The following is a 26714-nucleotide window of genomic DNA, read 5'->3' as shown; positions in this document are numbered from 1 at the left end:
CTCGGAGCGGCCGCCGCGCCGTGTTCACTCAGAGCCCGCTCGTGAACGGCCGGCAGAGGCTGGGGGTCACGGGGTGCGGAGCATGCCCGGCGTCGAGGAGCAAGTCGGCGTTCACCTCGCCGTGTTGCTGATCATCGGGTAGATTTTCTAGAAACTGATTCCAATTTCTGGCGGAGCTGACGTGTTAGAGCTGAGGGGGAGCGGAGCCGAGCCGCTGGAGGCGGAGGATCCGCGCCGGATCGGGTCGATTCCGCTGGCGGGCCGGCTCGGGGCCGGCGGTATGGGGCGGGTGTACCTCGGGGTCCAAGAGGGCCGGTACGTCGCCGTCAAGCAACTGCTGTCCTCCGTGGTCGGCGAGGACGAGGACTTCCTGCGCCGTTTCGGGCACGAACTGGACAACCTCTCCCGGCTGCCCGCGCAGGCCACCGCGCCGCTGGTCGCCAGTGACCGCACCGCGAGGCCTCCCTGGTTCGCCACCGCGTACATCCCCGGGCTCACCCTGAGGGAAGCCGTCGAGCTGAACGGCAGCCCCCTGCCCGAGCACGCGCTGTGGCTGGTGCTGCGAGAGGCGGCCGCGGGCCTGGCGTCCGTGCACGCGCTGGACATGGTGCACCGGGACCTCAAGCCGTCCAACGTCATGCTGACCCTCGACGGTCTCACCCTCATCGACTTCGGCGTCGCCCGGGCCGCCGAACAGAGTCAGCTGACCCGGACCGGCATGGTCGTGGGTACGCCCGCCTACATGGCGCCCGAACAGGCCTCCGGCAAGCGGCGGTTGAGTGGCGCCACCGACGTGTTCGCGCTCGGCTCGGTACTCGCGTACGCGGCGTGCGGCCGACCGCCCTTCGGCGACGAGTCGGGGCACGGCGTGCTGTACCGCATCGTCCACGAAGAGCCTGACCTGGAGCCGTTGCGGGAGCTGGCGCCGGACCTCGCCGAGGTCGTCGAGGCCTGTCTCGACAAGGACCCCGAGGGCCGCCCCACCGCCGCCGAACTCCTCGAAAGCGCGACCCGGCACGGCCCGTTCACCGCCCCGCTGTGGCCGACGGCCATCACCGAGCGCCTGTCCGAGCGGGCCGCCTTCGCCGCGAACGTGCAGGAGATCGACGTACCGACGTTCCCGCTCGCGGGCGGAAAGCGGGAACCGGAGAAGGACCCGGAGCCCAAGCCCGCGGACGAGCCCCCTCCGGAACGGGCCGAACAGCCCGAACGACCCGAACGCCGCCGCCGTACCCGCGTCCTCCTCGCCGTCGTCCCCGTCGTCGTGGTCGCGGGCGGTACGACGCTCGCCATCCAGAACCTGCCGCACACGTCCTCGCCGCGGGCCGAGGCACCGGCCACGCCGCTCGCCTCCGCCCCGGCCTCGGCGCCGGCCGGCCAGACGCCGTCGCCGGTGGGCGCGAGCCCGTCGGGTCCGGCGTCACCGGCGCAGTCGCCGGCCACGGGCCAGGTGGAGGGGGGCGCCCAGGGCCAGGGGCAGGGAGGGCCAGGCGGGCCCCAGATGCCGCCCGCCGGGGGCGGCCCCCACGCCACCGGCACACAGAACGGCTCGGGCGGCTCCGCCGGCTCCGGCCCCTCCAGCCCGTCCAACCCCTCCAGCCCCGCGGGCGGATCGGGCCCCTCGGGCGGCTCCGGCAGCGCGGGCCCCTCCAGCGGCGGTACGTCCACGGCCACCACACCCCCCGCCTCCTCCACCCACCGCTACCGCAACGGCGACAACGGCAGGTGCGTCACCCAGGTCTACGGCTCTTCGGACCATGGCGACTGCTCGGACTCGACCGCCTGGTGGACCGTGCAGAGCGGGTCCGACGGCAGCTTCAAGCTCGTCAACAAGCAGACGGGTCAGTGCCTGTACGCCAACATGCTCGGCCAGGCCGTCTTCGTCGGCGCCTGCTCCCAGGACACCAGCCGGCTGTGGCGTACGGGTTCGAACGGCAACCTCCGCAATGACTACAGCGGCGGCTGCCTCGACCTGGGCATGAGCAGCGGCCTGGTGACGAGCACGTGCGCCGGTGAGGCGTCGCAGCGCTGGACGAGACAGACCTGAGGGCCGGGCCCGGCCTCGGTACGCAACGCGGCGCCACCCCGCTGCGGCGTGTCCTGCCGAAGCTGGTCGAGCGGTAACCCGCAGCGCTACGGCCACACCACGTTGCGCGGCCTGTGCCAGGACATGCACGAACACCTCACGCGCGCCGGACTGATCAACGCCCTGGACACCGCCTTCCGGCAACTTCCCGAACCGGTCCACCCGCCGCAGCACTGCTACCAGCGGCTGATCAGGGGCGGCACCGAACGTATCCGCCTCGCGGAGGCATCGGGGCGGGTCGCCGCCGCCATGGTCACCGTCACGCCGCCCGGCATCCCCGTCCTGATCCCCGGAGAAGCACTCGGCGCGCCCGACGGCCCGGTCCTGCGCTACCTCGGCGCCCTGGAGGCATTCGACCGGGCCTTCCCCGGATTCCACAGCGAGGCGCACGGCGTCACCATCGACCCGGACACCGGCGACTACCTCATCGAATGCGTACGCCAGGACGGTTCGTCCACCGGCGGCGGGTGAGGCTCAGTGGCCGTCGGGGGTGTGGTGCCCGGTGTGGGTGTCCCCGTTCTCGAGGGAGCCGCCGAGCCGGCCGCGCAGTGCGGTCAGCGCGTCCGCCGATGGGGTCGTGACGACCCACCGGTCACCGACCAGGTAGGTACCGCCGTAGTTCCGGGCCTCCGTCAGCCACGCGCGCAGACCCGGCTCGGCGGCGAAGGTGACCATACGGTAGGCGCCCTGCCCGGATTCGCAGCCCCCTTCGCGCAATTCTTCGGCCTGGACGTTCACTTCGGCCGTGCACCCGATGGCGGTGGCGATCTCCTCGATCGAGACGGATCGTGTTCCGCTCTGCCGGTCGTCGTGCGTCCCCGCCGGGGCGTGCGGCGCCGAGGGGCCCGCGCAGCCGCCGCACAACAGGGCGGCGCACACCGCCGTGACCGCCGAAAGCGCCGGGCGGAAGGACTGGATTCGGCGGTCGGTCGACAGCATGGCAACCTCACGGACGGGAACGGGTCGGGATGGGAAACTAGCCGGTCGCCTTCGCCTTCGCCTTCTCGCCCTTGTCGGTGACGGCGAACCAGAGGCCCTGCTTGGCGTGCCCGCTGATGTCACCGGGCTCCGTGTCACCGGTGAACCAGTAGACCGGCCAGCAGTCGATCGTCATCTGCTCCGTCCCGTCGGGCCGTTTCACCGAGCCGACGAGTTCCGGGGCAATTCCCGACACCTTGTCCTTGGCGACGGCCTTTGCGGGCTTCCAGGTGTCGAGGCAGGCGCCGAGGCAGCCCAATTTCATCGGCCAGGCGCTGTCCTTGTCGAAACGATAGAGTGTCCGCCCTTCCCCATCGGCGAGGATGTTGCCGAGCCGTGCGTTCTTGTCGACGGAAAGGCCGACGTCCTCCTTCGCGCCTTCCGCCCCCGCCGCTTCCCGGGCCGCCTTCTTCCCGGCGACGGCCGGCTTTCCATCCGCCCCCAGCACGTGCCACGTGCCGCCGACGCCCTCACCGAGCGTGTCTCCCGCCTTGGTGTCCTTCGCGTAGCGGTACACGGGCCATCCCGCGAGGGTGAGCTGCCGCGTCCCGTCGGCCCGCTCGACCGAGCCGAGAAGGGTGGAGTCGACTCCCTCGCCGGCCGACGCGGCGTCCGCCGCCACCGGGGGCCAGGCCTTGGCGCAGTCCCCGTCGCAGGTGGACATGGGGGGCCGGGCCGTGTCCTTGTCGAACCGGTAGAGGGTGAAGCCCTCCCCGTCCGTGACCGTCCCGCCCAGCTCGGGGACCTCCCGTACCGTCAGCTGCCCGGCCGGACTCGCGGCTCCGCCCGCCGGGGCGCCGGCCGGGTCGCCTCCGGCCGCGTCGTCCCCGTAGGGCGAGCCCGACCCGGGCGCCGCGCCCGACCCGTACGCGCCGCCCGTGTCGTGTGCGGGCCCGAGTTGTTTGCTGCCGCTCACCGGCTGCACCGCTGTTCTGTCTTCGGACGATTTCTCCGCGATTCCACATCCGGCCGTCAGTATCAATACGGCGACCGCCGACCCGGCGAACATCTCACGACGCCTCTTGTCCATGATCTCTCCTTCGGACTTCGGGTTTCTGTGTTTTCGTTCCCGCACTCATTGATACGGGTCGCAGGCCGACCGGAGTTCATAACTCCCGGAATTTGTCACAGCGCGCCAAGAATGAACTCGTGGGGGGCGGCGGCCGTTCACGGACTCAGTCCTGAATGCGCAGCGCGAGGGCCGGGCAGCGCCGTACCGCGCGCAGCGCCTTCGGCCGCAGTCGTCCCGGCACCGGCATGGAGCCCTCAGCCGGGAAGCCGTCCTCGTCGAGCCGAACGACGTCGGGGACGATGTCCGCGCACAGCCCGTGCCCCTTGCACAGGGTCCAGTTGACGATCAGCCGCTCCGGGCCCTCATCCTGCGGCAGCGCCTCCGGCAATGGCAGTGCCCCCAGCACCGGTCGGCCGCACCCGCTCCCGAGGGCGTGGCCCCTGAACTCGTCGGGGAACGCGGCGAGCGCCGACGCCACGAAGTGCGACGTACCGTCGGGGTGGCTGCACGCCCCGCGGCCCCGGACCGCTCTCAGCCGTGACTCCACCGCTTCGAGGGCTGCCCGGCCGCCTCCCCGCACGGCCTGCTCCAGTACGTCGGCGAGCCCCGGCAGGCCCCGGACGCACGGCCCGCACTGCCCGGCCGACTCCTTCGCCATCCAGCGGGTCACCCGCGCCACCTCACCGGCCGGACAGGTGTCCTCCGGCAGCGGCAGGACCGCGCCCGCGCCCAGTACCGCGCCGAACGTGGCCAGGGACAGCCGGGACACCTGCGAGGCACGGGCGGAGCCGGGATCCAGCCATCTGCCGTGATAGCCGCCGACGAGCACGCCTTGGCCGGGGTCCGTGCCGCACAGGTCCAGGACGTACGCCAGGGACGTCCCCGTCGGCGTCTCCACGACGGTGGACCCGGCGACCGTCAGCAGGACGGTGCCCGGCTCCCCGGACAGACCGGCCGTACGGTACGCCGGCGCGCCCAGCCGTGCGGCGACCGCGAGTTGGGCGAACGTCTCGGTGTTCGACAGCAGGGTGGGCACTGCGTTCAGGCCGCGCTCGCTGGTGCGGACCTTGCGTCCCGACGGCAGCGCCGGACCACCGTTCAAACCGCTGACGAGGGCGGTTCCCTCCCCGGTCACGAAGCGCTCGGGGAGCCGTACCACGCGCACCCGACGGCCGGCCGGGCCGCGTTCCGCGACGGCTTCACGTACGGACTGCTCCACGTCCCCCCTGGTCACGGCCAGCACGACGTCCTCGGCGGCCAGCGCGGCCGCGGCCAGCAGAGCGCCGTCGAGTACCAGATGCGGGGCGTGCAGCAGCAGCGCGGTGTCCTTGAGGCAGCCCGGCTCGCCTTCGCTGCCGTTGACGACGACGGCGGTACGCCCGTCCCGTCCCCGGGCCGAGCGGATGACGGCACGCAGCTTGCGGGCGAAGGGGAAGGCCGCCCCGCCCCGGCCCCGCAGGTCGATGTCGTCCGCGAGGTGGACCAGTTCGTCCGGGTGGTACCGGGGCAGGGCGCCGTGCGTGTCCAGATGCGCTTCGCCGTCCAGTCGTGGGACCCGGTCGAGTCCGGCCAGCAGCCGGGGGGCGCCCACGCAGGCGAGCCCGGGGCGCGGATCGCGGGTCACATCGCCCGCTCTCGGGACCCCAGTTGATCGCCGGGGCGGTCCGGGCTTCCGGCGGCCCGGCCCGGCACGTACCCGGTGAGCGGTTCCAGGGGCGGCGGCCGGCGCACGAAGGACCGCTGGACGCCGGGGCGTTGCGGGGGACGCTCCGGGTCGGCCGCCACGGGCTGCCGGTCCGCCCGCCGGGACGGCACGCCGCGCATCCTGGCTCTCAGACGGAGCGCGAGGACACCGGCGACCCCGATCAGGCACAGCGCGTAGGCCGCCGTCACTCCCGCGCCGCCGGGGCGGCCCGCCTTCAGGCCGTGCACCAGCGACGCGCCCCAGGCGGGGTACGCGCCGAAGTGCAGGGCCCGCCACCACAGGGAGCGGCTCTCGGTGGCGAAGGCGCTGCGCACGGCGCCGGACACCGCCACCGTCACGAAGAGGTATCCCGCCAGCGTGCCGAGGCCTATGAGCACGGGCCGGTCGCTGTCCGCGAACGGCAGGACCACCGAAGCGGCGCTGGTCTGCCGCTCCGCGACCTTGACCCATATGTGGAGGGCCAGGAATCCCAGCCCGGACACCGCCAAGCCCCGGTGCACGCCCTGGGCGAGCAGCCGGTGGCCCGACCACAGCAGCACCCGGTCCGTGGCCAGCAGCCCCCACAGGACGGTGGCCGTGAGCGAGACGAGCGAGAGCACTCCCGCTCCGAAGTCCAGAAAGTCCCAGACGTGGGTGAGGGCACCCGCGCGGGCCGCCACGGTGACGGCCACGAGGGCCGCGGCGCCGGCGCAGACCGGGCCGGACCGCGGTCTTCCGGCGACGGGCAGGAGGGAGGGCCGCCGGACGGCACGCCGCCCGGCGGCCGGAGCCACCGCTGCCGCATGACGGCTCCTGCGGCGGGCTCTGTGCGAACGGGGCATATGAGGCTGGGACAGGGGCATCCAGTTCTCCTGTGCGCCTGGGCCCCGAGCGGTCCACCTGGCGCTCGGCACCCGGGGATCGTGGTCGGCAGTCCTTGGCGGCGCAGTACAACTCCTGCGCCGACCGAAGCAGTTGGGGGCCGGAGTGCAGCAGCATCGTGGAGCCGCACAGCACCTCCACAGGTTTTATCGAAACGTGATAATTTCTCGCACCCCGTCTCCGGCACATCGAACAACACCGGAAGATTCCCCTCCAGCGGGGGTTGCGACAGGCCACCGCGCCGCCCGCCACCTACGCGTCCCCGACGGCAAAGATGAGGCAAAACTGCCGGACCGTAAGGGGTAGGACCCCTCAAGGAGGGAGTAGGAGGGTCTCAACTCGCCTGGCGAACAAGGTCGTTGATGAGACGGCTGACCTCGGCGGGCCTGTCGCTCTCCCATCGGACAGGCCTCACCCCGGCATGAACGAGGAAACGATGTGCGAACTTCTGAACCGCATCTGGTCCCGCCCCCGCGGCGAGTGGACCCGCGTCCTGCGCAGGGAACTTCCCGCGTTGGCCGACGAGATAGTGGAGGAGCTTCTGCATGGAATTCCGGGATTTTCCGCGCTTATCGATGACAACGATGCCATCGATGACGAATTGCTCAGGCGCACAGTAGAAAGGGCACTTCTCACCGCCCTCGGCTATCGGAATCCGGACGAACGGGAGGCGCGCGGCGACCACTCAGGCCCCGGCAAGGAGCATGAGCGGCGCCCGGAACAGGCATCGGACGAGGAGGACAACGAGGTCAGGCACGACGGCAGGCGCGAGGACAGCCGCCAGGACATCCGCGGATGCGTCCGCGAGGTCGAACGGGAGGACGGCCCCGGAGCCGGACACGGCGGTGGACACGGCGGTGGACACGGCGGTGGACACGGCGGCGTTGCCGGCTACCGGCAGGAGTGCCCCGCACCACCCGACCGGACGCGTCAGGACCTGTTCCAGGCGCTCACCGACGACAGGACCGCCTCGGAGGGCTCGCTCACCGAGCTGGCCGAGGCGGCCGGCTGGCCCCTCCCGCCCGCCGTACGGGCCGTCGTACTGGCCACCCCCGGCGAGACGCAACAGTTGGCGGCCGTACTGGACGACGCCCTCGCCGGCATGTTCGCGGGCCGGCCCTGCCTGCTGGTCCCGAGCGCCGACCCGGACGCCCGGACCCCTCTGGAACTCCCGCTGCGCGGTCGCCTCGCAGCCGTCGGCCACGCGGTCCCCTTGAGGGACACCGCGTCCTCCCTGCGCTGGGCACTGCGCCTGCTCGCCCTCACCCCCAGCCGCCAAGGCCTGGAGGCCCGGCCGGTCTTCGTCGACGACCACCTCTCCACCCTGCTGCTCCTCCAGGACGAGCCCCTCGCCCACGCGCTGGCCGCCCGATGGCTGCGCCCGCTGGCGGACCTGACCCCGCGCCAGAGCGAGCGGCTGGAGGTGACCCTGCTCGCCTGGCTCGAAGGCGGTGGCGCCCCGGAGGCGGCGAAGGCCTTGAGCGTGCATCCGCAGACCGTGCGCTACCGCATGCGGCAACTGGAGAAGCTGTTCGGACCCGGGCTGCGTGACCCCCGTACCCGGTTCGAGCTGGAGATGGCCTTGCGCAGCCGCCGGCTGATGGCGCAGGTACGGCTTCAGCACTCGCGGCTGGGACGCAGGACGGCGCGCGTCGTCACGGCGGACTTCACGCCGCTGGTCGTGGGGAGGATGGCCCGCGTCAACGGCCTCTGACCGCCGGCAGTAGCGCCCGGCCCGGCCCCGCACCCGCGGGACCGGGCCGGGCTCGTTCGTCCGTACGGAAACCGGAGAGGCCGCCCGTGCTCGGCGTGATGCCCAGCAGCATGGCGGCCTCGTGCGGCGGTATGCGGTGTTGGCCCGAAGTCGGCTTCGGGCCAACACCTTCCCGGGCCGGGCGCGGTGCGAGGGGGAGGGGGCGCCCGGACCGGGAGCAGGGGGTGATCCGTCACCGTGCCGGCACCGGCACCGGGGCCGGGGTCAGCGGCAGGCGCGCCCGCCGTTGATGCAGCCCACGGCCTTGGCCATCAGGCCCGTCGACATCACGTTGATGAAGTCGTCGTGGTCGGTGACCGGCTTGTGCAGCTGTTCGGGGAAACTGTCGACGGCGAACCGGGCACCGGGCGAGATGCCGTACGTGAGCCGCTGGACCAGCTGCGGAATGGCGGTGAAGCCCTTCGGGCAACGGCCGTCCCTGTCCGGGAAGGCGACGTGGGTGCGGTGGTTGGCGCTGTCGGTGTTCCGGCCGTCCCAGCAGCTCTGGAAGGTGAAGGTGCGGACCACGTCGCTGCCCTTCGGGCAGATCGGGTACTTGTCCTTCAGCTGGCGGTTCTCGAAGCCGGTGCAGCTCCACGAGGCGTTGGCATTGGCGTTGCCGTTGGTGAGGGCCTTCGCGTCGCCGGTGATGATGCGCAGGAAGCGCGGCATGGCCTTCACCTGGCCGACCGGGCTCCCCTTGAAGGTGATCGTCACCTGCTTCGGTCGCAGGATGGTGCCGACGTTGGCGTCCTGGCCGCCGCCGGGCGCCTGGGCGTCCCGTTCCGCCTTGCCGTCGCGCAGTCGCAGCACCGGCCAGTAGTAGCTGGACTGGTCGCCGTTGGTGCAGGTGGTGCCCGCGGCGGCGAGGCTGTCGTTGGTGGAGAAGGCGTCGGTGGACTTGTTGCCCACGTAGTCGTGCATGTGGTGGGCGCCGTTGGAGACACCCGGCGCGACGATGACGTTGTCCGGGTTGAAGTGGCCGTTCTCGTTGCGGCCGCACGCGGAGCTGAAGGATCCCGAGGAGGCTCCGGCCGAGGGCGCGGGGGTGCGTACGTTCGGCCGGACCCTGGTGATGTCGGCGAAGTCGCTGCGGGCCGGACCGCCCTTCTGCCCGGTGGCGTTGACGGCGCCGGCGTCGCCGGAACGCTCGGCGGCCAGGCTGTTCACGTCGCCGTCCGCGCTCTCGCCGTCGGCGTTCTCGTCGTCCGCGGCGGGCGCCTCCTTCATCGCGCAGCCGCTCAAGGCCTCCAGTCCTTGCGGCCGGGCCCCGGCTTTCGTCAGAGCATCGGACACGTCGGCGATGGTCTTGGCGCGCTGGTCCTTGAGTCCGGGGAGGAGTACGTCCCCCTTCACCTCGTCGGCGGCGAGCCGCCGGTAGGCGTCGGCCACTTGGACGTCCAGCTGGGCGAGCTTCTCGTCGACCTCCGCCCTGGCCTGGTCGGGGACGGCGGTGAGCGCGTCACCCACGTCGGGGCAGTCGATGGTGGCCGTCAGCTGCGCCGCGGGCGCCGCGCGGTCGCCGTCCTGACCGGCGGACGCGTTGCCGGCGACGACGGCCACCCCGCCGCCGCCCAGCAGCAGAGCGCAGGCCGTGGCCAGGAGCACTTTCGGCAACCGGGGTCGTGTGTGGCCCTGTTGACTCATGAGATCACTTCACTTCGTCGATCGGACATTTGAGGGGACACGGTCCAGCGGTCGGACCGGGGGGACGGAGGCGGGAGCCGGGGTCGGGTCGGCGAGAGCGTCGAAGTCGACCAGCCCGCTCTCCTCCAGGACCGAGATGTGGTCCAGGACCGTGGAGTTGGCGGAGGTGGCGAGAGCGCGGACCATGGAATTGCGGGTCTGTGCCCGCACTTGCGCCACCAGGGCGAACACCTTTCCGTGTGCTCGGCGCAGCAGCTGGATGAACAGCCGCTCGTAGTCGGCTCCCTGGGCGCGGCTCAATTGGCCCAGCCAGTCCTGCTGCTCCGGGGTCGGCTGGTTGGGCAGGTCGATGCCGAGGGCCTGGCCGACCTGTATGACCTGCTGGTCCAGGTCGGTGTGGCCCTCGACGAGGTGCTCGCCGGCGGTACGCACCGAGGCACGTGTCCCGCGTTGTTGGGCCTGCCGCCCGGCGGGGAGCTCCCAGAGCCCGGCGAGCCGTACCTTCCGTACGAAGTCCCGGTCCGTGGGAGTCAGCGACCCGTACGCCGTACTCATGATCCCGGCGCTGTCGTCGCCGGCCGCCGGGCCGGCGACCGCGGCCGAGGGCCGGCCGCCGAACTTCTCCACGGGGATCAGCAGAGCGATCAACGTGACGGCAAGGGCGGCGATGACGAAACCGCTCCCGAGCGTGTATCTCGTGGCAACCGACAAGCCGCTGACAGGTCGCCGCCGGAATGACAGCACAGTGCCTCCTAGCTCCATGGGCCGGGAGGGGCGTGCGGGCCGAGGGCCCGTACGTACCGTGCGGTGCGCACCCGCATTCCCGGGGTGCCACGGGACGCTAGTGCCCCCTGTGGTACCGCCACCGCAGGACCATCACCATCGGACAAACATCCGGGTGGATCCCCGAAAGGCTGGTACCTTCTCGCGCCCGCCGGCGGCTAAGGCTTCGGGGGTGTGGCGAGGACACGCAGGACGAGGCGGACGCCGAGGTCGAATCCGCGGGTGTCCAGCTCGGCCAGGCCGCCGGGCCGGGTGTCGGCCGCGTGCAGGGAGGCGGCGAGGTCCGGATAACGGGGGAGGTAGTCGGCGGGGGCGCGGGTGAAGCCGGCCGTGAACGTCTCCAGAGCGGAGCCGAGGACGAGGTTGTCGAGGGCGGCGGCGGCCTCGGCCGCCCCGGCCGGGGTGCAGCCGGACCGGGTCAGGGCGCGGAGCAGGGCGTCGTAGCCGCGCAGGGCCTTGTCGGAGGAGACCCGGTGGCGGGCCACGAGCGGGATCATGTGCGGGTACCGCAGGTAGACCCGGCGGTAGCCGTGGGCGTAGGCGGCGATGCCCTCCGCCCCGCCCGGGTCCGTCAGTGGACCCAGGTCGATCTCGTCGTTGATCAGCTCCGCGACCGCGTCGAGCAGGTCTTCCTTGGACGCGACGTGGTGGTACAGCGACGCCCCGCGCACCCCGAGCCGGTCGGCGATCGTCCGCATCTTCAGGGCTTCCACGCCCTGCTCGTCCAAGAGCTCCAGAGCCGCGCGGGCGATGATCGCACGGCTGAGAAGGCTCTGGCTCGGCCGTGCCATGTCGACTCCCTCGTCCTCGGATCTGCAGATTACCTGTCAGGAACGCTTCACAAGCCCCCGGGTCCACCGCTACATTCACGCCACCTCGTTTACCTAACGCGGTTAGATTTAGCGCGTCGGGGCCGGTGACGGCCGCGCGCGCCTGGTGAGGTGATCATGAAGGACACGCCGAACGGCCCCACGACAGCCGTTCCCCTGCCCCCACAACCCCCAGCCGACGCGGACGCCGCGCGGCTGAGCGACCTCGGCTATCGCCAGGAGCTGCGCCGCAGCCTGGGCATCCTCGGCAACATTTCGATGGGCTTCGCGGTGGTCTCGCCCGTCGTGGCCCTGTACGCCGTCTCCATGGTGGGGACCACCGTCGCCGGACCGCTGTGGGTATGGGCCCTGCCGCTGGTGCTCGCGGGCCAGTGCCTGGTGGTCAACGTCTACGCGGAGCTGACCTCGCAGTGGCCGCTGGCCGGCGGCCCGTACCAGTGGGGCAGGCGGCTGCTGGGGCCGGCCTTCGGCTGGCTGAGCGGGTGGGTGTGGCAGTTCGCCGTGATGTTCGGGAACACCACGGTCGCCTACCTCGCGGCACCCTGGGCGTACGCGCTCGTCGGGGCCACGCCCACCCCGGGCGGACTGGTCGCGGTGGCCGTCGGCATCCTGCTCGCCTGCATGCTGGTGAACGCGTACGGCATCACCATCCTGCGGTGGTTCGTCTCGCTGGGCATCGCCGCCGAGGCGATCGCGTCCGTGCTGGTGGGCCTGGTCCTGCTGCTGTTCTTCCGGGAGCACGGCTTCCCGCTCTTCACCGAGACGCTCGGCGCCGAGGCCCTGTCCGGCGGCTCGACCGTCCTGGGCTTCCTCGCCGCGGTCGCCGTCGCGGGCTGGGCCTTCATCGGCTTCGACGCCTGCGTCTCCACCGCCGAGGAGACCAAGGACGCCGGCCGCCAGGTGCCCCGCGCCATGTGGTGGGCCCTGCTCAGCGTCGGCCTCGTCGTCCTCCTCAACGCGATGGCGGTGGCGCTGGCGCACCCGCAGCCCGAGTCCGTCGTGGCCGGCCAGGACATCGACCCGGTCACCACGGCGGTCGTGCACGCCTTCGGCGACTGGTCGGACAAGCCCTTCGTCGTGGTCGTGCTGATCGGCTTCCTGGCCTGCGCGATGGCCTCCCAGGGCGGCGCCGCCCGCGGCCTGTTCTCGCTGGCCCGCGACGGCGTCTTCCCCTTCTCCCGGCAGGTCAGGAAGGTCAACCGGCGCCAGGCCCCCATCGGCGGACTGGTCGCCTCCACCCTGATCAGCGGCAGCGCGCTCGCCCTCGGGCTGAACGCCACCGCCATCGGCAGCCTGATCGCCTTCGGCACCGCGGCCACCTACCTGCCCTTCTTCCTCGTCTCGCTCGCCGCGCTCATCGCCCGGCTGCGCGGCACCTGGGTGCCCGCCGGGCACATCCGGCTGGGTCGCAAGGGCACCTTCCTCAACGTCCTCGCCGTGGCCTGGACCGCCTTCGAGGTGGTGAACGTCTGCTGGCCGCGCGCGATCCTCGCGCCGCCCGGCGCCCCCTGGTACCAGGTGTGGGCCGCCCTGCTGGGCACCGCCGTGGTCCTCGGCACCGGACTGGTCTACCTGATCGTCCGGCGTCCGCACGACAAGCTGCGCGACGCCGCCCCGGCCGCGGCACCCGCCGCTCCGCAGGCGTCCGCGACTCCCGCCCACGATCACTCCTGAGCCCGGGGCCGGTGCCGCCACCCGCGGTGCCGGCCCGGGCCCCGCCGCATCCCGACCCCCTCAGCCAGAAGAAGTGCCAAGCGACTCGGAGGTACACCCCAATGCGCCGGCCCCACACCACTCGCCGCATGTTCTGTACGACCGCATTGACCGCTGCCGCGACCGTTCTCCTCACCTCCCGGACCACCCGCCCGGCCACCGCCGCCCCCACGACGACCACCGCCATGACCGTCCCCGCCGAGTGGGAGGCCCACTCCGGGTGCGTCATGGCCTGGCCCTGGGACCGCAACGTCGGATGGGGCGGGCTGCTCAGGCCGGTACAGGACGAGATCGCCGCCATCGCGAGGAGCATCGCCCGCTTCGAGAACGTCACGATGGTCGCTGAACCCGGTACGGCCGCCGACGCCCGCCAGCAGTGCGGCCCCACCGTCACCGTCATCGAGTACCCCGTCAACGACTGCTGGACCCGGGACACGGGGCCGGTCTTCGCACTGAGCCAGGACCGCACCCGACTCACCGGCCTGGACTTCCGCTTCAACGGCTGGGGCAACAAGTACCCGTACGACAAGGACGACCTCCTGCCCGTCGGCGTCTGCTCCCACCTGTCCGTACCACGCGAGCCGGTGGACCTCGTCCTCGAAGGCGGCGCCGTGATCACCGACGGCCAGGGCACCCTCATCACCACCGAGGAGTGCCTGCTCAACCCGAACCGCAACCCCGGCATGACCCGCGCCCAGATCGAGGCGGCGCTGCTCGCCGCGTACGGGGCCGCCAAGGTGATCTGGCTCCCGTACGGCCTGAACAACGACACCGTCACGGACGGGCACGTCGATCTCGTCGCCGCCTACCTCGGCCCGGCGCGCGTCCTGCTGCACACCCAGCCCGACACGGGCAGCCCCAACCACGCCCGGATGGCCGCCAACCAGGCGGTGCTCCGGGCCGCCACCGACGCCCGCGGGCGCCCCTTCCAGATCGTCGAACTCCACGAGCAGCCGCACTTCCGCGTGAACGGCGCGCTGGTGGAGACCTTCAGCTACACCAACTACTACCTGACCAGCGGCAGCGTCATCGTCCCCTTGGCCCAAGAGCCGGAAGACGCCCGCGTGCTGAGCCGGTTCGCCGGCCTCTTCCCGGGGCTGGAGGTCGTCGGCATCCCCATCCGCACGCTGGCCTGGGGCGGAGGCGGTGTCCACTGCGTCACCCAGCACGTACCCGCCCGGTCCTGACCGGATCGCCGGGATCGGGCCATGTGCCGTTCCCGGTGGCGGACTTGGGTCCGGCACCGGGAACGGGGCGCACCGCTCGCGCTAGTGTGCCCACGTGAACTTTCATGTCGTCATAGGTTTTGGTCCCGCCGGCGCCGCCACTGCTCGGCTGCTGGCCGAACAGGGCCATTCAGTACGGGTTGTCACCACGTCGGGCCGGAGCCCGGAACCCGGAATCGAGCATGTCGCGTTCGACGCGACGGACAGCAAACGGCTGATCGAAGCCGCGCGGGGTGCGGCCGCGATCTACAACTGTGCCGCCCCGCCCTACCACCGCTGGGCGAGTCAATGGCCGCCGCTCGCCGCGTCGGTCTGTGCCGCGGCCGAGGCGACCGGGGCCGTACTGGTCATGCTGGGGAACCTCTACGGCTACGGTCCGGTGGACGGTCCCCTGACCGAGGAGCTGCCGCTCGCGGCGACCGGCCCCAAGGGGCGGATCCGCGCCGCGGTGTGGGAGCAGGCGCGGACACTGCACGAGCAGGGTCGTATCAAAGCGGTCGAGGTACGGGCCTCGGACTTCTTCGGACCCGGCGTGACCGATGGCGGCCACCTGGCCGCGCGGGTCATGCCACCGCTGCTGCGCGGCAAGCCGGTCTCCACACTCGGGAACCCGGACGCCCCGCACAGCTGGACGTATCTCCCCGATGTGGCCCGAGCCCTCGTCGAGGTCGCGAGCGAGGAGCGGGCGTGGGGACGGCCCTGGCACATCCCGACGGAGCGCGCGCTGTCCGTCCGGGAGATGGTCGACCGCCTTGCCGCCCAGTCGGGAACCGGGCCGGTCGCGGTGCGCGGGCTCCCGTCGGCCGTGGTGGCCGTGGCGTCGCTCTTCTCGCCCCTGATCCGCGAGCTGAAGGAGATCCGCTACCAGTTCGACCGTCCGTTCGTCATCGATTCGAGCGCGTACGAGGCGGCGTTCGCGGTACGGGCCACCCCCGTCGACGAGCAGATCAAGACGACCGTGGACTGGTGGCGCGAACGACTGGCAAGCACCGGATGACATCTGTGACAGGGATGGACCCCCTCGTGGACCCAAGGGGAGCGCGGCGTGACGACATCGCCGTCGTAGGGATGGCGTGCCGGTTCCCGGGAGCGCGCGATGTGAACCAGTACTGGCGGCTCCTGACGGCCCCGCAGGCACAGTTCTCCAGAATTCCGGACTCGCGGTGGCGCACCGCCACCTTCCTCAGCGACAACTTCCGCGACACCTCGTCGGCCTACACGGACACCATGGCGCTGCTGCCGGACGTGGACCACTTCGACGCGGCGCACTACGGCATCCCGCCGCGGCGGGCCAGGGCCATGGATCCGCAGCACCGGCTGCTGATCGACCTCGCCCGTGAGGCGATCCAGGACGCGGGATGGGAAGCCGACGGCTTCGACCGCGAGGAGACCTCGGTGATCACGGCACTCACCGAGAGCGGCTACCGCGAGCTCAGCACCCTGCAGATCCGGATGCGTCAGCTGGCCGGTGGCGAGTTCGGGGCGCGGGCGGGCGACCCCCGGTGGCTGGAGACGGTCCGCGCGGTCGACGGGCTGCACGGCTCGTCCGTGGCCGGGCTCCTGCTCAACATGGGGCCGAACACCATCAGCTCGGTCTTCGATCTGCACGGTGAGAGTTATGCGCTGGACTCGGCCTGTTCCGGTGGACTCATGGCCGTGGCCAACGCCGTGCACGCACTGCGCGCGGGCCGGTCCCGCATCGCACTCGCCGGTGGCGCCCAGCTGATACTCGCTCCCGACCTGCTGGTGGGGCTGTGCCGGATCGGCGCCGTCTCGCGCAGCGGCAGGTGCCTGCCGTTCGGCGCGCAGGCCGACGGCTTCGTCCTGGGAGAGGGCGCCGGGGTCCTGGTGTTGCGGCCCCTGGCCGACGCGCTGGCGGCCGGCGATCGGGTCTACGCGGTGATCCGGGGTGTGGGAACGGCCAATGACGGCACCGTGCAGGGCGGTATGCACCCCCAGGCGGCCGGTCAGCTCCGCGCCCTGCGCCGGGCCTACCGGGATGCCGGGCTGTCCCCGGACGATGTCGGCTATCTGGAGGCGCACGGCACCGGGACCGCGGTCGGCGACCCCGTCGAGCTCGCCGTCCTGCGCGAACTGCGCGGTGAGCGGGCCGCACCCGCCTTCCTCGGCGCGGTGAAGGCGGTGGTCGGGCACTCGCTCAACTCCGCGGGGATGGCCGGGCTCATCAAGTCGGTCCTGGCCGTGCAGCGGGGAGTGATACCGCCGCAGCCGGAGTTCGACCTGGCCGATCGTTCGGTGCTGGACGCCGCGGCGCTGACCGTCCCGACCTCGCCGATCCGATGGCCGGAGAACGGCAAGCCGCGGCGGGCGGGCGTGAGCGCGTTCGGCTTCGGCGGTACCGGTGTCCACATGGTGGTGGAGGAGCACGTCACGCCACCGGCCGACCGGGCATCCGCCGAGGGACCTCACCTCCTGGTCCTCAGCGCTCGCGACCGGGCCGGGCTGGCCCGTTACGCCCGGGACCTGGCGCGGACCATCGCCGAGGACCAGCCCGCGCTGGCCGGCGTGGCGGACACCCTGGCTCGCCGGGCTCCCCTCACGGAACGCCTCGCCCTGGTGGCGCGGGACGCCGCTGACGCCGCCGCGCAGCTGACCGCGGTGGCCGCGGCCGTGGCGGCGGGCCGTACCGGAGAGCTCGGTCCGGGGCAGGCGGTCGGCACGGTGCCCCCCGGCGCACCGGCGGAGGCCGCCGTACCCGTGCCGCAGCGCCTGCCCCCCTGCACCCTGCCGCCGAGTCCGCTCGCCCCGCGCCGTCACTGGGTCGTGGACGAGTCGGCGCGCGAGGTGGCGGAGCGGCCCGGACCGGTGGAGCCGCCCGAGGCTTCGCCGGCGGCGTCGCCCGCAGCGTCGCGGTCCGATGGCGCGTCCGCCGCATCCGTCGTGCTCGAAGAGGTGTCGCGGACCGGTGTCTTCCCTCTCGCCGACCTGAGCGAGCGGATGACGCTGGTGACCGATCTCGGTTTCGACTCCCTGATGTTGCTGGAGCTGGAAGTCAACATCGGCAAGCGGATACCGGGCTTCCGCAACGAGGAGTTGTTCTCGTCCGCACTCACCATCGGCCGGCTGATCACGCTGGTCGATCCGGACCACACCGGGCCGACGGCCCCCGCTGAACCGCTGCCGCGGGAGACAGGGCCGCAGTGGAGTGCCGAGACGGCGAGCGTCGACGACTTCCCTGAGGTGGACCAGTTCGAGCAGCGCTTGAGCTCGATCGCCGGCAGCGGGGTGGCCTTCCCGTACTTCCGGGTCCACGAGGGCAACATCCGCGACACCACAGTGATCGGGGGTCGTGCGTACCTGTCCTTCGGAAGCTACAACTACCTGGGCATCTCCGGGCATCCGGCGGTCAACGAGGCCGTGCACCTGGCGGTGGACCGGTACGGAACCTCGGTCTCCGCGAGCCGGGTTCTCTCGGGCGAACGGGACCTGACGGTCCGGCTGGAGCGCGCGCTGACGGACTTCCTCGGCGTCGGGGACTGCCTGACGCTGGTGAGCGGCCATGCCACCAATGTCACCGCGATAGGGCACCTCGTCGGCGCGGGGGACCTCGTGCTGCACGACGCGCTCGCGCACGACAGCATCCTCCAGGGCTGCGCCTTGTCCGGGGCGGCGCGACGCCCGTTCGCACACAACGACACCGGTCAGCTGGAACACATGCTGCGGCTCAATCGGTCGCGGTTCCGGCGGGTACTGATCGCCGTCGAGGGCGCCTACAGCATGGACGGCGACCTCGTCGACCTGCCCGCCGTGATCGAGTTGAAGAAACGTTACGGCGCGCTGCTGATGGTGGATGAGGCGCACAGCATCGGCACCGTGGGCGAACACGGCCGGGGCGTGGGCGAGTTCTTCGGAGTCGACCGGTCCGACGTGGATCTGTGGATGGGAACACTCTCCAAGGCCTTCGCCAGCTGCGGCGGTTACCTCGCCGGCTCGGCCCGGATGGTGCGCTGGCTGCGTCACACGCTCCCGGGATTCGTCTACAGCGTCGGTCTGACTCCGGCCAACGCGGCCGCGGCGCTGGCCGCCACCGAGCTGATCACCGCGGAACCGCACCGGGTTCGCGCCCTGAGGCGGAATTCCGAGCTCTTCCTGGGCCTGGCGGCATCGGCCGGTCTGGCCACGGGCTCCAGCGCCGACAGCCCGATCGTGCCGTGCGTCCTCGGCGACTCGGCGAGGACCCTGCGCGTCGCGGGCGGTCTGTTCGACCGGGGTGTCATCGCCGATCCGATCTTCCACCCCGCCGTGGAGGAGGGACTGTCGAGACTGCGGTTCTTCGTCACCAGCGAACACCGCGAGGACGACATCCGACGAGCTGTCTCGATCCTGGCCGAGGAGGTGGCATCCGCCGCGCGATGAGCGACCCACCTCAGATCAGGGTGCGTTCGATCCGGCTGAGCAAGGCGCTCTTTCCGGGATTGCCGTCTTGTCCCGCCTCCGCGGCGGGGGGCACGCCGTGCCGTTGATCGGCGTTCCCCATGCGCTGGGAGAGCAGGTAGGCGATGATCTCCGCCTCCTGCTCCTGAACGTCGTCGTAGGTCGCGCGCAGGAGCATGTCGCGTACGAGGTCGGGGTCGAGGTCGGGGAAGAGGAGGCGGGCGGCCGCCTCGTCCAGCCCGCCTGCCCCGCGATGGCAGCAGATGATGTGGCCCAGCTCGTGCAAGATGATGTGCTCCTGATGCGCGCTGGTGGTGTTGGCGTCGTAGAAGATCAGGTCCTCGTCGCGTGCGGCGACCCACATGCCGCAGGGATGCGACGAGGGCATCTGCATCGGGACCAGCGTGATCGGACGGTCGCGCACCTCACCGAGGTGCCGGCACAGTTCGGCCACATCGGTCACCTTCGGGAGGTCGAGTTCGGCGATCCGCCGGGCGCCGGCCTTCCGGAGCTTCTTGAGCTGACTGCGACGGTCGTGATCGGCCGACCGCTCCTTCCAGGCGCCCCTCACTCGGGGCCGGAGGAGTCGGAGACGGGCGGAAGGCCCTGCATCTGCCGGTACTGGTCCATGATGGCCGTGATGGCCTGGAGGTTCTCCTTCTTCATCCCGGCCGCCCGCATCGCCACGGCGCGGACCCCGGACTGCCGCAGCGCCTCGATGGCGGCGACCTGGCTGAGCACCGACTCGGCGACCTTGTCGTCGAAGAAGTAGGCGACCGAAACGCCGAAGAAGCGAGCCAGGGCGGTCAGGAGGTCAGGTGAGGGGTTGGAGCGCTTCCCCGTCCGCAACTGCGACAGGTACACACCCCCGACCTTGAGTTCGGGGTTGGCCCGCTTCAGCTCGTCCGCCACCTCGGCATTGGTCCAGTGCCTGCCCTTGGGGCGAACTGTCTTGAACAGGTCGTCGAGGCGCACTGCGAGCAGAGGCCGGTCGCCGGCCTCGGTTTCAGTCTCGGTCATGGTGAATCTTCCTCCCGTCACCTCCTCGGTATAGCCCTTGGCTATACGTCAGTTTCACAGATTAGCGGTCAGTTGACAATTGGCCTGGATTCCGCCAACGTTGGGTCTCGCCGATAGCTGCCAGCTAACTCGACTTACGGGGGTTGCCGAGTTGACCGGCGGTGATATCGGACTGGCCCGGCCCTCGGGGGATGGGCCGGGCCAGTCCGGGCGGGAGCCACCCGTCCGGCCCGACGTAAGCGGGGGGAAACGGGGGATGCCCGCCCGGTTTGACGGGGGATGCAAACCGGGCGGGAGCTCTCAACTCGCGGTGCCGAGTTTACTGTAGGCGGCCGCGACTTGGGTGAGCCAGGCGACTTCCGCCGTGAAGTTGTCCGTGTCGCGGTCGTCGAAGTCGCCGGCGTCCTTGCTGTCGTGGGGGACGGTGCCGTTCCGCTTCGCGAGCAGGGCCTGCTTGATCTGCGCCGCTTCCGTGAACGCCTGCCGGGATTCCTCGCTCGCCTCCAGGCCCGGTCCGCCGACGCCGTTGGTGGTGCGGTCGATGTACGGGCGCAAGTCCCGCCATCCGTCACGTATTTCGACGACCCGCCGGTGGAGGCGGTAGCCGAGGTCCGAGACCGAGGCGCCGGGCGGCTCCAGGGCGATGTCCGGGGAGGACTCGTACAGGTCCCGCCAGAGCGGGTAGAGCGCCCGGTAGGACCGGTAGGTGCGGGCCCACTCCAGGAGCCTGGCGGCCGACGGGGCCCAGGCGGACATGGTCAGGCTGAGCGAGAGGATCACGATCCCCGTCGCGCTGAAGACGTTGGAGGCGAGCTTCCAGACGCCGATGTCGATCCCGGCCGCCGCGGTCAGGATGTTGACCGTCCGTGCCAGGCAGTAGAAGAAGAGGACCACCGCGGCGACGGAGAGCATCCGCAGCGCTTGGCGCAGCGAGGCGTTGTCCGTCATCCGGGCGTAGGGGCCGCACTGGCGGAAGATCGTGACGCAGGGAACCGCCTGCGACACGATGAACGCCAGGAGGTACGTGAGCACCAGCGGCCGGCCGCTGCCGGTGTCGAAGTCCGAAGCGGGCCGGCCGGGACCGTCGGCGAGGAGGAACAGGGCCGTCAGGAGCACGTTGAGGGTGATACCGGTGATCAGCCAGTAACGCGTCTTGCGGACCGTTTCCTCATCGGCGGCCGCCCACCGCAGCAGGATGATCTGCGCGCTCACGCAGAAGGCGACCGCCGACAGGTGCATGACGAGGATGGCGAGGTTGGGGACGCCCAGGAAGCTCATGCCCCCCATGGCGACGGCGCCCATCGTGAAGGTGAGGCACTGGAGCAGCAGAGTGGCGATCAGCGCGCGGTAGGCGCTGTCCTTCCAACTGCGCGGTGCCTGGCACAGCCGGTAGACGAGCGCCGCGTACGACGACAGGGCTGCTATGAGGAAGCAGAGGGTTCTGGTGGTGTTCACGTCCTGGTTTTCTGCAGGTGCCGCGCATGCGGCTGACGGTTCAGTCGGTGTTGTCGCCCAAGGGGACCACGAGTCCGATGCTCTCGGCCGCCACGGCGATGGCGTAGTCGAAGAACGCGGCCTCGTCCCTGACACTGTCGTGCGTACGGCTGAAGACCTGGAACACCAGGAGGCCGATCAGATTGCTCCACAGGACGATGCCGCGCTCGATGATGTCCGAGAACGGAGCCTCGGGCACACCGCCGAAGGCCTCCACGGCCGCCGGCAGGAGCAGGGGCGGGCCGGGCACCGTCCGCCGGGGCGGGGTCAGTTCACCGCCCGCGAGCGCCGACCGCACGATGCCGGCGAGTACCGCGGGCGTGCGCGAGGCGGGCGGGACCGTGTCCTGCGGAGCGTGGTAGCCGGGAACGGGCGAGCCGTAGATCAGCGTGAACTCGGCGGGGTTGTCGAACGACCACTGCCGCAGCGCGCGCGTGACCGCGAGGAGCCGTGCGCCCGCCGACGCGCGGGCGTCCGTGGCGGCCCGGTCGGCCTGCTCCATCGCGGCGCCCGAGGCGTTGTAGGCGTCGATGACCAGTGCGGTCAGCAGGCCGTCCCGGTGCGGGAAGACGGCCTCGACATCGGCGACGGCAAGACCGCTGTCGCGCGCCACGGCATCCAGGGACAACCCTCCGCCGCCCAGCTTCACCAGCTGTTGACGCGCGGTGTCCATGATCACCGCCGACAGCGTCGCGTTGTCGGGGGTCGAACTTGTTGCTGAAACGTCCATGCCGGAACCGTACCCGCCGGCAACAACGGCCGTCAGTCCAGACCCCCGAGCACCCCGGCCATGCGATCCGATCCGGCCACGGGGACGAATGCGGGACGGAGCGGGGGTGTCGGCGGGTGCCGTTAGGCTTCGTGAATGGCCCTTCCGGACGCTTCCCCCGAGATCTCCGATGCCTTGCGGGTGCTGCACCGCGTCTTCGGTTACAGCTCCTTCCGCGGCGAGCAGCAGGAGGTCATCGAGCAGGTCGTCGACGGCGGTGACGCCCTCGTACTGATGCCGACGGGCGGCGGCAAGTCGCTCTGCTACCAGATCCCGGCGCTCGTCCGAGAGGGCACGGGCGTCGTGATCTCGCCGCTCATCGCGCTGATGCAGGACCAGGTGACGGCGCTCACCGCCCTCGGGGTGCGGGCCGCGTTCCTCAACTCGACGCAGGACCCGCACGAGCGGCAGGCTGTCGAGCGGGCTTTCCTCGCCGACGAGCTCGACCTGCTCTACCTGGCTCCCGAACGGCTGCGCACCGAGAGCGCACAGCGGCTGCTCGACCGGGGCAAGGTGGCGCTCTTCGCGATCGACGAGGCGCACTGTGTCGCCCAGTGGGGTCACGACTTCCGGCCCGACTACCTCGCGTTGTCCATGCTGCACGAGCGCTGGCCGAAGGTGCCCCGGATCGCGCTGACCGCGACGGCCACCGAGGCCACCCACGCCGAGATCGTGGCGCGGCTCGGTCTGCGGGACGCCCGGCACTTCGTCGCCAGCTTCGACCGGCCGAACATCCAGTACCGCATCGCCCCGAAGAACAACCCGCTCAGGCAGCTGCTGGAGCTGATCCGGACCGAGCACGACGGGGACGCCGGAGTCGTCTACTGCCTCTCGCGGGCCTCGGTGGAGAAGACCGCGGCCTTCCTGGCGGAGCAGGGCATCGACGCCGTGGCGTACCACGCGGGGATGGACGCCCGCGCGCGTGCGGCCAACCAGGCGCGCTTCCTGCGGGAGGACGGAGTCGTGGTGGTGGCCACGATCGCCTTCGGCATGGGCATCGACAAGCCGGACGTGCGCTTCGTGGCACACCTCGACCTGCCGAAGTCGGTCGAGGGCTACTACCAGGAGACCGGCCGCGCCGGCCGCGACGGCGAGCCGGCCACGGCGTGGCTGGCGTACGGCCTGCAGGACGTGGTCCAGCAGCGCAAGCTCATCGACGGCTCCGAGGGCGACGAGGCGCACCGCCGCTCCCTGTCCATGCACCTGGACGCCATGCTCGCGCTGTGCGAGACGGTCGACTGCCGCCGCGTGGGGCTGCTGGCGTACTTCGGGCAGTCGGGGGAGCCGTGCGGCAACTGCGATACCTGTCTGACGCCGGCCGAGTCCTGGGACGGGACGGTCGCGGCGCAGAAACTGCTGTCCACGGTGTGGCGGCTGGCGAGGGAACGGCGCCAGAAGTTCGGCGCCGGCCAGATCATCGACATCCTGCAGGGCAAGAAGACGGCCAAGGTCATCCAGTTCGACCACGACGCGCTGTCGGTGTTCGGCGTCGGGTCGGATCTGAGCACCGCCGAGTGGCGCGGGGTCGTGCGCCAGCTGCTGGCGCAGCGGCTGCTGACGGTGGAGGGCGACTACGGGACGCTCGTGCTGACGCAGGACAGCGGCGAGGTGTTGGGAGGGCGCCGCAGCGTCCCGATGCGGAAGGAGAAGGCGGCCGTCGGCCCGGCCCGCAAGGAGTCCGGGTCGCGCTCCGGGAAGGGCGCCCGCGTACCCGTCGACCTGCCGGCCGCGGCCGAACCGGTCTTCCTGGCCCTGCGCGCCTGGCGCGCCGCGACGGCGCGCGAGCAGGGCGTACCGGCGTACGTCGTCTTCCACGACGCGACGCTGCGGGAGATCGCGACACGACTCCCCACCACGGTGGAGGAGCTGGCCACCATCGGCGGGGTCGGCGAGGCCAAGCTCACCAAGTATGCCCAGGGCACCCTCGACACCCTGGCCCAGTGCGACGCCACCGAGCCGGCCCCCGCCGCGCCGGCTCCCGCAGCGCCCGTGTCGGAGGCGCGGCCTGCGGCGCCGTACGCCGACGAGCCGCCCTTCGACCCGGACGAGACGGACCCGCCCTGGGACGACTGGCAGTAGCCGATCCCCCTCGGCCCGCGGCCGCCACCGCATGCCTCACCGCGGGCTCGCCGAGGCGTTCCCGACGGGGTGGGGCTGAACCGCCGGGGAGACGGCGGACTTCAGCAGCAGGCGCGGGCTTCCCCCACCCGTTGCGGGCAGCGACCAGAGGTCACCGCCGAAGTCGCCCGGCAGCGCGTAGAGCAGCGTCCGGTCGTCGTACCAGAGGGCCTGGTCGTCGACGCTCCGCTGCTCCGCCAGCGCGGTTTCGGTGCCGGTGCGCAGATCCAGGACGTACAGGCGCCACGGGGCCTCGGCGGGAAGGCCGGCCACGCGCTTCTTGAACGCGATCCGGGCACCGTCGGGGGAGAGGGAGGGGCACTCCGTGTTCGCGCGCAGCACGCGCAGTTCGCGGGCCCGCAGGTCGCCCTCCACCAGGTGGGTCCGGCCTTCCGTGGCCAGCGTCGCGTAGAAGCGGTTGTCGTCCGCGGCGAAGGTCACCCCCCAGAAGTTGTGGTCGGGCGCCTGACGGCGACGGCCCCCGTCGAGCACCGCGAACTCCTCCAGACTCGGTACCAGTTCGCCCGACCGGGTGTCGTAGACAGCGGTGCGGGTGGAGAAGCTGCCGCCCGCGTACGAGTCGCCGCTGACGAACACCGTCCAGGCGAGCAGCCGGCCGCTGGGGGAGACCCGAGCGCGGGTCGGCGTACCCGGGACGGCGAACGAACGGACCGGGCGGAGCGCGGAGTCGAGGACCAGCGCCTCGTACCGGGGGACGACCCCGTCCGCGCGGCGCAGGCAGACGCCCGTGCCCGCGGCCGCGTGGAAGCGCAGGCAGTCCTGGGGCGCGGTGGTACGCGCGTCCGTCGGCGCGGCCAGTGGCACCGAGGCGATCATGTCGCGGGCCGGCCCCCAGGCCAGATTGCGGAACAGCAGCCGGCCGGGCTGTTCCAGGCTCACCGTGCCCAACTGCGCGGGGGCCCCGTCCGGGCGGGCTTGTTCGCGTCTCCCGGCCCGGTCCGCGGCCCGGACCACCGAGACCACGGCCACCGCCGCCAGCAGGGCGCAGAACAGGACCAGGACGAGGGCCTTGCGTACGGTGTGCGTCATCGCAGGGCTCCCTTGCCGAGCACCCCGACCGTCGCCAGTGACAGGGTGAGACCGATGGCAGCGCCGGCCAGCGCGGCGCCGGGACCCGCGTACGTCCAGCCGGCGCCGAAGAGCAGCGCCCCCGCGAAGCGGGCCAGCGCCTGCGCCGTCTGGACCAGGGCCATGCCGCTCGCCCGCAGCCGCACGGGCAGCAGCGGTCCCGCGGCCGCCATCAGCACGCCGTCGGTGGCCGCGTAGAACCCGCCGAGGAGGAAGAGGACGAGTACGGCCGGCGCCGCGCCGCCCAGCGGGGAGAGGAGCAGCAGGTACGCCGCCGCCAGCGCGGCATGGCCCGCCAGGAAGACGCGGCCGCGCCCGACCCGGTCCGCGAGCCGGCCCAACGGGACGGCGAGCAGCAGGAAGCCGGCCGCCGTCGCCACCGGGAGCAGGGGGAAAACGGCGGCGGAGAGATCGAGGCGCCGTTGCAGCAGCAGGTAGACGAAGGAGTCCCCGACCGTGAACACGCCGAGCAGGGCCGCCGCCAGAGCGAGGCGGCGCACGCCGCGGTCGCGGAGCACGGCGTTCAGCCCACGCCCGCCGGACGGCGCCGGAGTGCGGGCCGGCCGGGTGCGGACGTCGCGTACGAACAACGCGAGCAGCAGCACCGCGGAGGCCGCCACGCAGAAGCTCACCGTGAACACGGCGTCGTAGGCGTCGTGCGCCACCCACAGCACTCCGAAGGCCGCGAGCGGGCCCAGCAGCGCGCCCGCCGTGTCCATGGCCCGGTGCACCCCGAAGGCCCGGCCCTGCCCCTCGGGTGTGGCGGACAGGGAGATGAGCGCGTCGCGGGGCGCGGTACGCAGGCCCTTGCCGGTCCGGTCGACGGCCAGGACGGCCCCCACCGCCCACGGCGTGGTGACCGCGAGCAGCGCCAGCTTGCAGGCCGCGGACAGGGCGTACCCCGTACCGGCCACGAGCTTGTGGCGCTCGGTCCGGTCGGCGATCTGGCCGCCGGCCAGCCGCAGGAGGGCGGTCGCACCCTGGTAGAGCCCGTCGAGCGCGCCGAAGGCCAGCGGCGACATGCCGAGGCCCACGACGAGGTAGAGCGGCAGGACCGCCGTGACCATCTCGGCGGAGACATCCGTGACCAGGCTGACCAGGCCGAGCACGAGCACGTTCCCCGCGACGGCCGGGCCGGCCGCCGGGCGGGGTCGGCCCGTAGCAGCATCGCCGGCGTCGCCGGCATCGGCGGCGCGGTTGGCCGACACGTACACGGATGCCTCCTCGCGGTCCCG

Annotated in this window: 21 protein-coding genes; 8 read left to right on the top strand and 13 right to left on the bottom strand. The window is 71.9% G+C overall.

What is annotated here, in order from left to right; translation table 11 throughout:
• Nucleotides 1-181: 181 nt before the first annotated feature.
• The gene (locus ACWDYJ_RS03485; RefSeq protein ID WP_451563782.1) at nt 182-2047 is read left to right on the top strand and encodes a serine/threonine-protein kinase; all 1866 of its coding nucleotides are present in this window, start codon (nt 182-184) and stop codon (nt 2045-2047) included.
• Between the two features lie 48 nt (nt 2048-2095).
• On the top strand, nt 2096-2557 hold the full coding sequence (locus ACWDYJ_RS03480) for an Orn/Lys/Arg family decarboxylase (protein WP_451563781.1): 462 nt from the start codon (nt 2096-2098) through the stop codon (nt 2555-2557).
• 3 nt (nt 2558-2560) lie between these two features.
• Here ACWDYJ_RS03480 and ACWDYJ_RS03475 read toward each other — a convergent pair whose 3' ends face one another.
• The 4 genes from ACWDYJ_RS03475 to ACWDYJ_RS03460 all read right to left on the bottom strand — a co-directional run bounded on the left by ACWDYJ_RS03475 (nt 2561) and on the right by ACWDYJ_RS03460 (nt 6623).
• The gene (locus ACWDYJ_RS03475; RefSeq protein WP_451563780.1) at nt 2561-3025 is read right to left on the bottom strand and encodes a hypothetical protein; all 465 of its coding nucleotides are present in this window, start codon (nt 3023-3025) and stop codon (nt 2561-2563) included.
• A gap of 37 nt (nt 3026-3062) precedes the next feature.
• Nucleotides 3063-4094 (bottom strand): SCO0930 family lipoprotein, encoded by a 1032-nt coding sequence (locus ACWDYJ_RS03470; RefSeq protein ID WP_451563779.1) that lies wholly within the window; start codon nt 4092-4094, stop codon nt 3063-3065.
• 145 nt (nt 4095-4239) lie between these two features.
• Nucleotides 4240-5700, bottom strand: a complete 1461-nt coding sequence (locus ACWDYJ_RS03465; protein ID WP_451563778.1) for an NADH-ubiquinone oxidoreductase-F iron-sulfur binding region domain-containing protein — start codon at nt 5698-5700, stop codon at nt 4240-4242.
• Complete coding sequence (locus ACWDYJ_RS03460) at nt 5697-6623, bottom strand: hypothetical protein (protein WP_451563777.1); 927 nt, start codon at nt 6621-6623, stop codon at nt 5697-5699. Before ACWDYJ_RS03460 ends, ACWDYJ_RS03465 begins: the two co-directional genes overlap by 4 nt.
• Nucleotides 6624-7078: 455 nt before the next feature.
• Here ACWDYJ_RS03460 and ACWDYJ_RS03455 point away from each other — a divergent pair, with 455 nt between their 5' ends.
• Nucleotides 7079-8356 carry a PucR family transcriptional regulator gene (locus ACWDYJ_RS03455; protein ID WP_451563776.1) on the top strand — a complete coding sequence of 426 codons (1278 nt, stop codon included), beginning with the start codon at nt 7079-7081 and terminating at the stop codon, nt 8354-8356.
• A gap of 264 nt (nt 8357-8620) precedes the next feature.
• On the opposite strand, the gene ACWDYJ_RS03450 is transcribed toward ACWDYJ_RS03455, so the two are convergent.
• The 3 genes from ACWDYJ_RS03450 to ACWDYJ_RS03440 form a co-directional block, all read right to left on the bottom strand.
• Nucleotides 8621-10042 (bottom strand): DUF1996 domain-containing protein, encoded by a 1422-nt coding sequence (locus tag ACWDYJ_RS03450; RefSeq protein ID WP_451563775.1) that lies wholly within the window; start codon nt 10040-10042, stop codon nt 8621-8623.
• 9 nt (nt 10043-10051) lie between these two features.
• Entirely contained in the window at nt 10052-10690 is a 639-nt protein-coding gene (locus tag ACWDYJ_RS03445) for a DUF4142 domain-containing protein (RefSeq protein WP_451563774.1), read from the bottom strand.
• 293 nt (nt 10691-10983) lie between these two features.
• A complete protein-coding gene (locus tag ACWDYJ_RS03440; protein ID WP_451563773.1) occupies nt 10984-11616 on the bottom strand; it encodes a TetR/AcrR family transcriptional regulator in 633 nt (210 codons plus the stop codon).
• Nucleotides 11617-11772: 156 nt separating this feature from the next.
• On the opposite strand from ACWDYJ_RS03440, the gene ACWDYJ_RS03435 reads away from it, so the two are divergent.
• The 4 genes from ACWDYJ_RS03435 to ACWDYJ_RS03420 all read left to right on the top strand — a co-directional run bounded on the left by ACWDYJ_RS03435 (nt 11773) and on the right by ACWDYJ_RS03420 (nt 18971).
• A complete protein-coding gene (locus ACWDYJ_RS03435; RefSeq protein WP_451563772.1) occupies nt 11773-13329 on the top strand; it encodes an APC family permease in 1557 nt (518 codons plus the stop codon).
• A gap of 128 nt (nt 13330-13457) precedes the next feature.
• A complete protein-coding gene (locus tag ACWDYJ_RS03430; protein WP_451563771.1) occupies nt 13458-14555 on the top strand; it encodes an agmatine deiminase family protein in 1098 nt (365 codons plus the stop codon).
• 94 nt (nt 14556-14649) lie between these two features.
• Nucleotides 14650-15591 carry an NAD-dependent epimerase/dehydratase family protein gene (locus ACWDYJ_RS03425; RefSeq protein WP_451563770.1) on the top strand — a complete coding sequence of 314 codons (942 nt, stop codon included), beginning with the start codon at nt 14650-14652 and terminating at the stop codon, nt 15589-15591.
• Nucleotides 15592-15605: 14 nt separating this feature from the next.
• Complete coding sequence (locus tag ACWDYJ_RS03420; protein ID WP_451563895.1) at nt 15606-18971, top strand: aminotransferase class I/II-fold pyridoxal phosphate-dependent enzyme; 3366 nt, start codon at nt 15606-15608, stop codon at nt 18969-18971.
• 10 nt (nt 18972-18981) lie between these two features.
• On the opposite strand, the gene ACWDYJ_RS03415 is transcribed toward ACWDYJ_RS03420, so the two are convergent.
• The 4 genes from ACWDYJ_RS03415 to ACWDYJ_RS03400 all read right to left on the bottom strand — a co-directional run bounded on the left by ACWDYJ_RS03415 (nt 18982) and on the right by ACWDYJ_RS03400 (nt 22233).
• Nucleotides 18982-19560, bottom strand: a complete 579-nt coding sequence (locus ACWDYJ_RS03415; RefSeq protein WP_451563769.1) for an ImmA/IrrE family metallo-endopeptidase — start codon at nt 19558-19560, stop codon at nt 18982-18984.
• Nucleotides 19557-20009: a helix-turn-helix domain-containing protein gene (locus ACWDYJ_RS03410; RefSeq protein ID WP_451563768.1), complete on the bottom strand. Its 453-nt coding sequence runs from the start codon at nt 20007-20009 to the stop codon at nt 19557-19559. The genes ACWDYJ_RS03415 and ACWDYJ_RS03410 overlap by 4 nt, the downstream gene beginning before the upstream one ends.
• A 300-nt stretch (nt 20010-20309) precedes the next feature.
• Nucleotides 20310-21464: an MAB_1171c family putative transporter gene (locus ACWDYJ_RS03405; RefSeq protein WP_451563767.1), complete on the bottom strand. Its 1155-nt coding sequence runs from the start codon at nt 21462-21464 to the stop codon at nt 20310-20312.
• Nucleotides 21465-21504: 40 nt separating this feature from the next.
• On the bottom strand, nt 21505-22233 hold the full coding sequence (locus tag ACWDYJ_RS03400) for a TetR/AcrR family transcriptional regulator (RefSeq protein ID WP_451563766.1): 729 nt from the start codon (nt 22231-22233) through the stop codon (nt 21505-21507).
• Between the two features lie 135 nt (nt 22234-22368).
• On the opposite strand from ACWDYJ_RS03400, the gene recQ reads away from it, so the two are divergent.
• Nucleotides 22369-24351 carry a DNA helicase RecQ gene (gene recQ / locus ACWDYJ_RS03395; RefSeq protein WP_451563765.1) on the top strand — a complete coding sequence of 661 codons (1983 nt, stop codon included), beginning with the start codon at nt 22369-22371 and terminating at the stop codon, nt 24349-24351.
• 36 nt (nt 24352-24387) lie between these two features.
• Here the strand turns inward: recQ and ACWDYJ_RS03390 are convergent, their stop codons facing one another.
• Both ACWDYJ_RS03390 and ACWDYJ_RS03385 read right to left on the bottom strand, forming a co-directional pair.
• Complete coding sequence (locus tag ACWDYJ_RS03390) at nt 24388-25440, bottom strand: TolB family protein (RefSeq protein ID WP_451563764.1); 1053 nt, start codon at nt 25438-25440, stop codon at nt 24388-24390.
• On the bottom strand, nt 25437-26693 hold the full coding sequence (locus ACWDYJ_RS03385) for an MFS transporter (protein ID WP_451563763.1): 1257 nt from the start codon (nt 26691-26693) through the stop codon (nt 25437-25439). The genes ACWDYJ_RS03390 and ACWDYJ_RS03385 overlap by 4 nt, the downstream gene beginning before the upstream one ends.
• Nucleotides 26694-26714 lie beyond the last annotated feature (21 nt).

The sequence above is a fragment of the Streptomyces sp. NPDC003042 genome, assembly GCF_053591315.1.
Note: the sequence above shows the minus strand (reverse complement) of the source record. Positions and strands in the feature narration are given on the sequence as shown.